The sequence below is a fragment of the Terriglobales bacterium genome, assembly GCA_035937135.1.
In the GTDB taxonomy this organism is placed as follows: Bacteria; Acidobacteriota; Terriglobia; order Terriglobales; family Acidobacteriaceae; genus DASYVL01.
The window spans coordinates 1-9,741 of the sequence record DASYVL010000014.1 but is presented as its reverse complement, the minus strand read 5'-3'; the positions used below and the strand labels follow the sequence as shown (position 1 = coordinate 9,741).

Here is a 9,741-nt window from a genome sequence, read left to right as displayed (position 1 = left end):
GAAAGGTGGTCCCGCCCTGGGTTCCGTCAGGAACCTTCAGCGTGTGCTCGCCGTCGAGCGTCGGCACCTTCAGCTCCGCGCCCAGCGCCGCCTGAGTAACGGAGATGGGCAGCACGCAGTGCAGGTCCTTGCCCTCGCGCTCGAAGAAAGGGTGCTCCTTCACGTGCAGGACGATATACAAATCGCCCGCCGGGCCGCCGTGGAATCCCGCCTCGCCCTGTTCCGCGTAGCGCATACGGGTGCCGTCCTCGACTCCGGCGGGGATCTTGACCTCGAGGGTCTTCTCGACCACCACGCGGCCTTCGCCGCGGCACTTCTTGCAGGGATCGGTGATGACCGCGCCCGCGCCCTGGCACGCCGGGCAGGTGCGCGAGACGCTGAAGAAACCCTGCTGGTAGCGCACCTGGCCGCGCCCCTCGCAGGTGGAGCAGGTGGAAGCCGACTTCCCTGCCGCCGCTCCGGAGCCCTGGCACTCGTCGCACGCCTCATGCCGGCGCACCTGGACTTCGGTCTTCATGCCGAAGGCGGCCTCTTCGAACTCGAGCGTCAGGTCTTCGCGCAGGTCGGCGCCGCGGCGAGCGCGCGTCCGCTGCCGTCCTCCGCCTCCGAACAGGTCGCCGAAGCCGAAGAATTCCCCAAAGATGTCGTGGAAGTCCTCGAAGATGGAGTCGTCGAACCCGACGCGGCCCACCTCCACGTGCCCAAAGCGGTCGTAGTGGGCGCGCTTGTTGCCGTCGGCCAGGACGCTGTAGGCCTCGCTGGCTTCCTTGAACTTCTCCTCCGCCTCGGCGTTGCCGGGATTGCGGTCGGGATGGTACTGGAGGGCGAGCCGCCGGTAGGCGCTCTTGATCTCCTGATCGGAGGCGCCCCGGCCCACGCCCAGCACCTCGTAGTAATCGCGTTTTGTCTGGGTCGCCAGGGGAACTCCTCAACTCACGTCTTTACTTCTTTGGATGCCGCGCCACCCGCACCATGGCGGGACGCAGCAGGCGCTCTTTCAGCATGTAGCCGCGCTGCAACTCCTCCAGCACGTGATGGTCGGCGACGGCCGTGCTCTCGACGACTTCCACCGCCTCATGATGGCGCGGGTCGAAGGGCGCGCCCTGGGCGGCGATCGGGCGCACACCCAGCCGGGCCAGATTGTCCGCCAGTAGCTTGTAGATGAGCTCCACCCCGTTGCGGAACTCGCCTGCGGGAGCGGTCTTCAGGGCGCGCTCGAAGCTATCCAGCACCGGCAGGAGCGATTGCACCGCCTCGGTCACGGCATAGTCCCTGTAGTCGCGCTGCTCGCGGGCGGCGCGCTTGCGCACGTTCTCGAACTCCGCCTGCTGCCGCGCCAAGCGGTCGAGCAGTTGGTCGCGCTCCGCCTTGAGCAGGGCGAACTCATCCTCGGCGGCCGGGGCTTCGCCCGGCGCCGCAGCGTCCTCCACGAAGCCGTCCTCCTCCGCCGGAGGAAGCTCGTGCTCGGCGTCCACCGCCTTCGGACCTCTCTCGGGTTTTCCGTTGGCCTTGCCCATGTCGGTTACCGCTCGTCGTTCAGGATCTTGTCGAATAGTTGCGCGATGTAGGTGACAGCGTTGATGGTGTGCTCGTAGTCCATGCGGGTAGGGCCGATCACCGCCAGCGACCCCATCACCTCGTTGCCCACGCGCGCCGGGGCGCCGATGAGCACTAGGTGGCGCATCTCCGGCAACGTCTTCTCGAGGCCAATGACCACGCGCACCGCCTCCTGCCGCGCATCCAGATACGCGCCCAGCAGATCGGCCACGCGCTGCTTCTCTTCCAGCATCTGCAAGAGCTGCTGCAGCCGCGCCCGGTCTTCCTCGCTGGCCACCAGGTTGGCCGCGCCCTCCACGTACACCTGGCCGGATTCTTCCGCGCCCAGCGCGCCGCGGCGGTAGAGCTGCTCCACCGACTGCATCATCCGGTCGTACTCGCTGCGCTCCTCTTCGATGCGCCGCGCCAGCTCCGTCCGCAGCGCCTCGATGGTCCACCCGTGGAAGTTCTGGTTGATGTAGCCCGCAGCCGTGTCCAGGTCCGCCTGCGGGAGGTCCTGTTCCAGAAGCAACACCCGATCGCGCACCAGCCCCGAGCGCATCACCACCACCGCCAGGATCTTCTGCGCGCTCAACCGCGAGAAGTGCACGTGCTCCAGCGCGTTGCTCTTCGCCCCCGCGGCCACCACCACTCCCAGGCTCCCCGAAACCAGCGAGAGCACGTGCGAGGTGCGCTCCATGAACTCCTGCAGGTCGGTCACGCCCCGGAAGTTGTCCTGGATCAGGTGCTCATCGGCGCGCGAGAGGTGGGTCTCCCCCGTGAGCTGCTCCACGAAGTAGCGATAGGCGCTGGCCGTGGGCACGCGCCCCGCCGAGGTGTGCGGCTGCTCCAGAAAGCCCGCCTCAGTCAGGTCACTCATCACGTTGCGGATGGTCGCCGGGCTCAGCCCGTCGGCATTGTCGCGCGCCACCGTCCGCGAGCCCACCGGCTCTCCCGTGGTGATGTAGGTCTTCACAATCGCCGTCAGGATCTGGCGCTCGCGTGCTCCGACATTGGCTGGAGGCGTCATTCGTATAAGGTCTTTAGATACATATAGTTATAAAAGCCATGCTTCCGACTCACTATCTTGATTCTAGGTAAGGATGGAGGAGGCTGTCAAGGCTTGGCACTCAGGAACCAAGAGTGCCAAACGTCAAACGCCGCTAGCGGATCTCGATCACGCTCTCCGAGGGCTTGGCAGCCTGCTCGTCGAGGGCGGCTTTGACGTTGCGCGCGAACTGGAAGAGGGACTTGGCGCGCGGCGAGTCTTCTCCCTCCAGGCTGACGGGCCGGCCGGTGTCGCCACCCTTGCGGATCTCCGGATCCAGCTCGATGCTGCCCAGGAAGGTCAGCCCGAATTGTTTCGCTGTTTTCTCCACGCCGCCCTTGGAGAAAATGTCGATCTCGTGCCCGCAGTGTGGACAGTTGAAGTGGCCCATGTTCTCGACGATGCCCAGGATCTCCACCTTCACCTGGCGGAACATCTCGATGGCCTTGCGCGCGTCCTGCAGCGAAACATCCGAGGGCGTGGAGACCACGACGGCGCCGGTGAGTGGCACGGTCTGGATCAGAGAGATGGCAACGTCGCCCGTGCCCGGCGGCAGGTCGGCGATCAGGTAGTCGAGCTCGCCCCACTCCACCTGTTGCAGGAACTGCCCGATGATCTTGTGCAGCATGGGCCCGCGCCAGATCAGTGGCTTGTCGCCGGGATTCAGGAAGCCCACCGAGATGACCTTCAGCCCGTAGCGTTCGAGCGGGATGATCCGGTTGTCATCCGTCAGCCTAGGCGTGTCGGTCGCCCCCAGCATCAGCGGGACGTTGGGGCCATAGATGTCGGCGTCCAGCAGCCCGACCTGGTGTCCCATCTTGGCCAGCGCCAGCGCCAGGTTGACGGCGATGGTGGTCTTGCCCACGCCTCCCTTGCCCGAGCCGATGGCGATGATGCTCCCCACCCCGGGAATGGGCTGCGGACCCGGCTGCGGCCGTCCTTGTGCATGGGAAGACAAGCGGGACTCCTCCTGAGCGAAAGTGAACGTCGATTATACGCTGGCATAGGTTCGGCCTTTGGGGCGACGAATGAAGTGCCGAACTATGCGCCCTCTTTGTTTAGAATAGCCGCGCCCTATGCCCCGCATCGCAAAGGTTGCGATCTGGACCGCCATCGCCGCGCTGGGCGCGCTGGCCTTCGCCACCATCGCCCTGCGCCGCGGCGAAGCCATCAACGCCCTGTGGCTGGTGGTGGCCGCGCTGTGCAGCTACGCCCTGGGTTATCGCTTCTACAGCAAGTTCATCGCCGCCAAGGTGCTAGTGCTCGACCCACGCCGCGCCACCCCGGCGGAGCGCCTGGAGAACGGCCGCGACTTCCTCCCCACCAACAAGTGGGTGGCCTTCGGACATCACTTCGCCGCCATCGCCGGGCCAGGACCGCTGGTAGGACCGGTGCTGGCGGCACAGTTCGGCTACCTCCCCGGCACGCTCTGGATCCTGGCGGGCGCGGTCTTCGGCGGCTGCGTGCAGGACTTCGTCATCCTGCTCTTTTCCGTGCGCCGCGACGGCAAGTCGCTCGGCCAGATGGCCCGCGACGAAATCGGCAAGCTGGGTGGCTTCGTCACCTTCGTCGCCGTGCTCGCGATCCTCATCATCCTGCTGGCGGTGGTCGCGCTGGTGGTGGTGCGCGCCCTGGCAGAGAGTCCCTGGGGCACCTTCACCATCGCCATGACCATCCCTATCGCGCTGGGGATGGGCGTTTACCTGCGCTTCCTGCGACCGGGCAAGGTGCTGGAAGCTTCCATACTCGGCTTCGCGCTGGTGCTGCTCGCCATCTGGGGAGGACAGTGGGTGGCACAGTCGGCGTCGCTGGCTCGCATCTTCACCTTCACCGCGCCGGTGCTGGCCGTACTGCTGATGCTCTACGGATTCGCCGCCTCCGCCGCGCCCGTCTGGCTGCTGCTCGCGCCCCGCGACTACCTCAGCACCTTCGTCAAGCTGGGGACCATCGCCATCCTCGCGGTTGGCATCCTTGCGGTCCGCCCCACATTGCAGATGCCCGCGCTTACGCGCTTCATTGACGGCACCGGACCCATCTTCGCCGGCAGCCTCTTCCCCTTCGTCTTCATCACTATCGCCTGCGGCGCCATCAGCGGATTTCACTCACTGATCTCCAGCGGCACCACTCCCAAGCTGGTGACGCGCGAATCGGAGACGCGCCTGGTGGGATACGGCGCCATGGCCTGCGAGTCGCTGGTGGCCATTATGGCCATCATCGCCGCTTGCGTTATCCAGCCCGGGACGTACTTCGCCATCAATAGCCCCGAGGGCATGGTGGGCCGGGACCCGGTCGCCATCACCGAGAAGGTCTCTTCGTGGGGCTACCCGGTGACCGCGCAGCAGATGGAGACGCTCGCCCACAACGTCGGCGAGCGCTCGCTCTACAACCGCACCGGCGGCGCTCCCGCCTTCGCCGTGGGCATGGCCTACATCTTCTCCAAGAGCCTGGGCGGCGACGCGGTGCTTGGCCTTTGGTACCACTTCGCCATCATGTTCGAGGCGCTCTTCATCCTGACGGTGCTCGACGCCGGCACCCGCGTGGCTCGCTTCATGCTGCAGGACGCCCTGGGACACGTGTGGGCGCCCCTCGGCCGCACCAGTTGGTATCCCAGCATCCTGGGGACCAGCGCTGTGATCGTCGCTGCCTGGGGATATTTCCTGTGGCAGGGAGTGCGCGATCCCATGGGCGTGAACTCACTGTGGCCGCTCTTCGGCATCGCCAACCAGCTCCTGGCGACGGTGGCTCTGTGCGTGGCCACCACCATCCTTCTCCGGATGGGCCGCGCCCGCTATGCCTGGGTGACGCTCGGGCCGCTGGCCTGGCTGGCCGCGGTGACCTTCACCGCCTCCTGGCACAAGATCTTCAATCCTGACCCGCGCATCGGTTTCCTGGCGGATGCGGCCCGCCTGGCGCAGGAAGCCCCGGCCACCGCCGCCCGCGCCCACGAGATCGCCCGCCTGATGTTCAACGACCGCCTGGACGCCGTGGTCACGGCGCTGCTCGCGCTTTCGGTCTCGGTGATTCTGTTGGAGTCGGTGCTGCTGTGGTCGCGCCTGCTGCGGGGACGTCAGGCCGCCGAGGTCAAGGAAGCCCCATTCGTGGCGACTCGCTTCGCCGTGGAGGAGTCGTCATGAGCCGAGCGCGTGAGTTTTTCCGCAGCTTCTTCCGAACGACCGCCGCGGCTCTGCGCGAGATCTTCGACGAGGCCGCCTACGCGCGCTTCCTTGAGCGCACCGACCAGCCGTCTTCTCGGGCCGCCTACGCCGGCTTCCTGCGCGAGCGCGCCGCGTCTCACGAGCGGCGTCCCCGCTGCTGCTGACCCTCACTAAGTCCAAGAAGTAGCCGCTGCCGGTGGTTGCAAGAACCGTGTGGCACAGGCGTCCCCGCCTGTGCGGATTGCGTCCGGCTACCGGCGCTGCCCCCGCCGCTTCATCTCCGCCTGACGATGCTCGCGGCGGCGCCCGGCGTCCTCGTAGCGGCGCTTTTCCTCCGTGCTCTCAGCAACGACGGGCGGCACTGGCAGGTGCTTCCCGCCCTGGTCCACGGCCACAAAGGTCAGGTAGGCCGAACTCACGTGGCGCTTGGTGTCGGCGATGTAGTTTTCCACCCAGCACTTCACTCCCACTTCCACCGACGTTTTGAAGGCGCGGTTCACCGAGGAGCGCAGGATGAGCAGGTCGCCCACGTGCACCGGGGCGAGAAAGTCCAGGTGGTCCATGGACGCCGTCACCACGTAGCTGCGCGAGTGGCGGTGCGCCGCCAGCGCCCCCGCCATGTCGATCAGGTGCATCAGACGCCCGCCCAGCAGGTTGCCCAGCGGGTTGGCGTCGTTGGGGAGGACGATCTCCACCATCTCCGACTGCGAGTCCTTCACCGGACGGGGAGTCAGATCGTGTGCGGCTTCAGGCATGGGTGCGGCTCCGTTCCGAGCGTCATTCTAATAGATGACCTTCAGGATTTGACGATTCCCGATTTGCGATTGATGATTGTCTGAGAACCGAGAACTGACTACTGAGAACTGCCTATGGACCGCATCGCCATGCTGACCGAGGTCCTCGCCCAGAACCCCTCGGACGCCTTTGCCCGCTACGGCCTGGCCATGGAGCACTCCAAGGCCGGCCAGACCGAGGCCGCGCTGGAGCAGTTCCAGAAGCTGCTGGAGCTGCATCCCGACTACACCGCCGGCTACTTCATGGCGGCGCAGACCCTGGCCCGCGCGGAGCGCACCGACGAAGCGCGCAAGATGCTCGCGGACGGCATCGCCTCCGCCCTCCGCACCGGGAACCAGCACGCCCAGTCGGAGATGGAAGCGATGCTGGCGGAGCTGGCTTAGGCCTGCTTCTTCCGCGCCGCCGCTGCCGCGGCATAGACCTCATCCGCGGGACGCAGCCGCTTCGCCATCTGGCTTTCCACCATCCCGGGGAAAAGCTGGTAGAGCCGTAGCACGAACCAGTACTTCCACGGCACCACCACTTCCCGCTTGTTCTTCAAGCACCCATGCAGCACGGCGCGTGCTACATCCTCGGCCGTCGCCCCGGCGCTGGCGGCGGTGTTCATCCGCTTGCGCTCCTTGCCCTGCACCGTGTTGTCGCCGAAGCTGGTGCCGATGTATCCCGGGCACACGGTCATCACGTGCACGCCCGAGCCTTTAAGCTCCACCCGCGCCGCCTTGCCGATGGCGTTCATGGCGTGCTTGCTGGCCGAGTAGGCCGCCATGTAGGGCACGGGGATGTGCCCGACGATGCTTGAAATATTGATGATGGTGCCCGAGCCCTGCGCCTTCATTGCCGGCGTCGCCACCTGCATTCCCTCGATGGCGCCAAACAGGTTGGTGTCGAAGAGTTGCCGGCACTCCGCCACGTCCATGGTGGCGACGGCGTCCAGCAGGCCGTAGCCGGCGTTGTTGACCCAGACGTCCACGCGCCCAAAGCGGTCGATCGCCGCCTTGAGCAGCGCTTCCAGGTCGGCCCGCTTGCGGACGTCGCAGGCCACGGCCAGCGTGCGCTCCCCGCGGCCGATGCGCGAGCGCGCCTCCTCGCTGCGCTTGATGTCCCGCGAGGAAAGCACGGCGCTCGCTCCCGCGTCCACGAACTCCTTGGCGATGGCCTCGCCGATCCCCATCGAGCCGCCGGTCACCACCACGACTTTCCCGTCGAGTTCCATACCAGCCTTGTATTGGCTCCCGTCCTTCAAGTCAAGCCGGGCGTAGAATCTGCTCGTGGACCTGCTGCCCATCTTTCCGCTCGAACTCGTGCTCTTCCCCGAGACGCCGCTGCCGCTGCACATCTTCGAGCCGCGCTACAAGGAGATGATCGGCGAGTGTCTGGAGCAGAAAGCGCCCTTCGGTGTGGTGCGGGCGGTGGAGAAAGGACTGGCGGAAGTCGGCTGCACCGCCGAGATCCTCGAGGTCACCAAGAAATACGACGACGGCCGCCTGGACATCCTCACCGAAGGACGCCGCCGCTTCGAGGTGCAGCAGATCGACCAGGACCGCGCCTTCCTGCGCGCCGCGGTGCACTACTTTGAAGACGCGCCCGGGGCGGCTACTCCCCGCGAGATCGCCCGCGCCGCCGAGTTGCAAAAGGAATTGATGTCGCTCGCCGGCGCCGAAGAGCCCGCCGCTGTCGAGACCGACCACCCGCAACTTTCCCTCCAGCTCGCCGCCGCCCTGCCGCTCGACCTCGACTTCAAGCAGACGCTCCTGGGCATGCGCTCCGAGCCCGAGCGGCTGCAGTCCGTCATCGAGTACTACCAGACCCTACTTCCCCGCATGCGCCGCACCGTCAAAGCCCGCAAGACCGCCGGCGGCAACGGCCACGCCATATGAATGCGCGGCGTATAATCCTCTGACAGGAATCCTTCCGCATGAACCAGCTTCCGCAGACTTTGGGCGAGCTTCGGCAGAGCGAGTTTTCCGAGAAGCGCCTGAATACGCGCCGCGTGAAAGACGAGCTGCGCGAGAACCTGATTACCCGCCTGCGCGTGGGCGACCTCATCTTCCCCGGCATCATCGGGTACGACGATTCGGTCATCCCGCAGCTCATCAACGCCATCCTCTCGCGCCACAACTTCATCCTGCTGGGATTGCGCGGCCAGGCCAAAAGCCGCATTCTGCGCTCGCTCACCGTGCTGCTCGACCCGCACCTGCCCTACGTAGCGGGCTGCGAGATCCATGACAACCCCTACGCGCCTATCTGCCGCCGCTGCCGCGAGCTGCTCGCCAAGTGCGGCGACGCCACCGGCATCGCCTGGCTCGCGCCGGAGCAGCGCTACGTGGAGAAGCTGGCCACCCCTGACGTCACCATCGCCGACCTCATCGGCGACATCGATCCCATCAAGGCGGCGCGCGGCGGGCACGAACTCTCCAGCGAGTTCACCGTGCATTATGGCCTGCTGCCCCGCTCGAACCGGGGCATCTTCGCCTTGAACGAGCTTCCCGACCTCGCCGGCAAGATCCAGGTCGGGCTGTTCAACATCATGCAAGAGGGCGACGTGCAGATTAAGGGCTACCCGCTGCGCCTGCCGCTGGACGTGGCCCTGGTCTTCACCGCCAATCCCGAGGACTACACCGCGCGCGGCAAGATCGTCACCCCGCTCAAGGACCGCCTGGGCTCGGAGGTCCGCACCCACTACCCGGCCACGCTCGAAGAAGGCATCGCCATCACCGCGCAGGAGGCCTGGGTGGAGCGCGACGGCCACCGCCTGGTCGTGCCCAAGTTCGTGCGCGAGGTCATCGAGAGCGTCGCCTTCGCCGCGCGCGAGGACAAGCGCATCGACAAGCGCTCCGGCGTCTCCCAGCGGCTCTCCATCACCTGCATGGAGAACGTCATCTCCAACGCCGAGCGCCGCGCGCTTCGAAATAAAGAGACGCTGGTCGTTCCGCGTATCGGCGACGTCTACGCCGCCATGCCCGCCATCACCGGCAAACTCGAACTGGAGTATGAAGGCGAGATGCGCGGCGCCGACAACGTCGCCCGCGAGCTCATCCGCGCCGCCGTCGCCCGCACCTTCGACTCCTACTTTAAAGGCGCCAACCTGCAGCAAGTGGTGCAGTGGTTCGACCTGGGCGGCTCCATCCAGGTCGCGGAATCCGCCGCTTCCGCCGAGGTCTTCGGGGCGCTCAAAGGCATTCAGGGACTGCACGACAAACTGGGCGC

At 66.3% G+C, this 9,741-nt stretch carries 11 protein-coding genes; 5 read left to right on the top strand and 6 right to left on the bottom strand.

The window, feature by feature from the left end:
• From dnaJ to VGQ94_00675, 4 genes are all read right to left on the bottom strand, one after another.
• The coding region (dnaJ, locus tag VGQ94_00690) for a molecular chaperone DnaJ (protein ID HEV2021023.1) at positions 1-886 on the bottom strand (886 nt) is incomplete at its 3' end.
• A 55-nt stretch (positions 887-941) separates the two neighbouring features.
• Positions 942-1,517, bottom strand: a complete 576-nt coding sequence (locus VGQ94_00685) for a nucleotide exchange factor GrpE (GenBank protein ID HEV2021022.1) — start codon at positions 1,515-1,517, stop codon at positions 942-944.
• A 5-nt stretch (positions 1,518-1,522) separates the two neighbouring features.
• Positions 1,523-2,566: a heat-inducible transcriptional repressor HrcA gene (hrcA, locus tag VGQ94_00680; protein HEV2021021.1), complete on the bottom strand. Its 1,044-nt coding sequence runs from the start codon at positions 2,564-2,566 to the stop codon at positions 1,523-1,525.
• Positions 2,567-2,699: 133 nt separating this feature from the next.
• Positions 2,700-3,542: an Mrp/NBP35 family ATP-binding protein gene (locus VGQ94_00675; GenBank protein ID HEV2021020.1), complete on the bottom strand. Its 843-nt coding sequence runs from the start codon at positions 3,540-3,542 to the stop codon at positions 2,700-2,702.
• Between the two features lie 118 nt (positions 3,543-3,660).
• Between VGQ94_00675 and VGQ94_00670 the strand changes: the two genes are divergently transcribed.
• Positions 3,661-5,718 carry a carbon starvation CstA family protein gene (locus VGQ94_00670; GenBank protein HEV2021019.1) on the top strand — a complete coding sequence of 686 codons (2,058 nt, stop codon included), beginning with the start codon at positions 3,661-3,663 and terminating at the stop codon, positions 5,716-5,718.
• Positions 5,715-5,903, top strand: a complete 189-nt coding sequence (locus VGQ94_00665; protein ID HEV2021018.1) for a hypothetical protein — start codon at positions 5,715-5,717, stop codon at positions 5,901-5,903. Before VGQ94_00670 ends, VGQ94_00665 begins: the two co-directional genes overlap by 4 nt.
• Positions 5,904-5,990: 87 nt before the next feature.
• Here VGQ94_00665 and VGQ94_00660 read toward each other — a convergent pair whose 3' ends face one another.
• Complete coding sequence (locus VGQ94_00660; protein ID HEV2021017.1) at positions 5,991-6,494, bottom strand: acyl-CoA thioesterase; 504 nt, start codon at positions 6,492-6,494, stop codon at positions 5,991-5,993.
• A 114-nt stretch (positions 6,495-6,608) separates the two neighbouring features.
• Here VGQ94_00660 and VGQ94_00655 point away from each other — a divergent pair, with 114 nt between their 5' ends.
• The gene (locus VGQ94_00655; protein ID HEV2021016.1) at positions 6,609-6,917 is read left to right on the top strand and encodes a tetratricopeptide repeat protein; all 309 of its coding nucleotides are present in this window, start codon (positions 6,609-6,611) and stop codon (positions 6,915-6,917) included.
• Here VGQ94_00655 and VGQ94_00650 read toward each other — a convergent pair.
• Positions 6,914-7,747: an SDR family oxidoreductase gene (locus tag VGQ94_00650; protein HEV2021015.1), complete on the bottom strand. Its 834-nt coding sequence runs from the start codon at positions 7,745-7,747 to the stop codon at positions 6,914-6,916. The genes VGQ94_00655 and VGQ94_00650 overlap by 4 nt on opposite strands.
• A 55-nt stretch (positions 7,748-7,802) precedes the next feature.
• Here VGQ94_00650 and VGQ94_00645 point away from each other — a divergent pair, with 55 nt between their 5' ends.
• Positions 7,803-8,411 (top strand): LON peptidase substrate-binding domain-containing protein, encoded by a 609-nt coding sequence (locus VGQ94_00645; GenBank protein ID HEV2021014.1) that lies wholly within the window; start codon positions 7,803-7,805, stop codon positions 8,409-8,411.
• A gap of 38 nt (positions 8,412-8,449) precedes the next feature.
• On the top strand, positions 8,450-9,741 hold a 1,292-nt coding region (locus VGQ94_00640), incomplete at its 3' end, for a magnesium chelatase (GenBank protein ID HEV2021013.1).

What these genes read in the sequence shown, in the direction of transcription:
- VGQ94_00655 (HEV2021016.1), top strand. Translation starts at nt 6,609, where the DNA reads ATGGACCGCATCGCCATGCTGACCGAGGTCCTCGCCCAGAACCCCTCG.
- VGQ94_00670 (HEV2021019.1), top strand. Translation starts at nt 3,661, where the DNA reads ATGCCCCGCATCGCAAAGGTTGCGATCTGGACCGCCATCGCCGCGCTG.
- hrcA (HEV2021021.1), bottom strand. Translation starts at nt 2,566, where the DNA reads ATGACGCCTCCAGCCAATGTCGGAGCACGCGAGCGCCAGATCCTGACG.
- VGQ94_00650 (HEV2021015.1), bottom strand. Translation starts at nt 7,747, where the DNA reads ATGGAACTCGACGGGAAAGTCGTGGTGGTGACCGGCGGCTCGATGGGG.
- VGQ94_00660 (HEV2021017.1), bottom strand. Translation starts at nt 6,494, where the DNA reads ATGCCTGAAGCCGCACACGATCTGACTCCCCGTCCGGTGAAGGACTCG.
- VGQ94_00685 (HEV2021022.1), bottom strand. Translation starts at nt 1,517, where the DNA reads ATGGGCAAGGCCAACGGAAAACCCGAGAGAGGTCCGAAGGCGGTGGAC.
- VGQ94_00665 (HEV2021018.1), top strand. Translation starts at nt 5,715, where the DNA reads ATGAGCCGAGCGCGTGAGTTTTTCCGCAGCTTCTTCCGAACGACCGCC.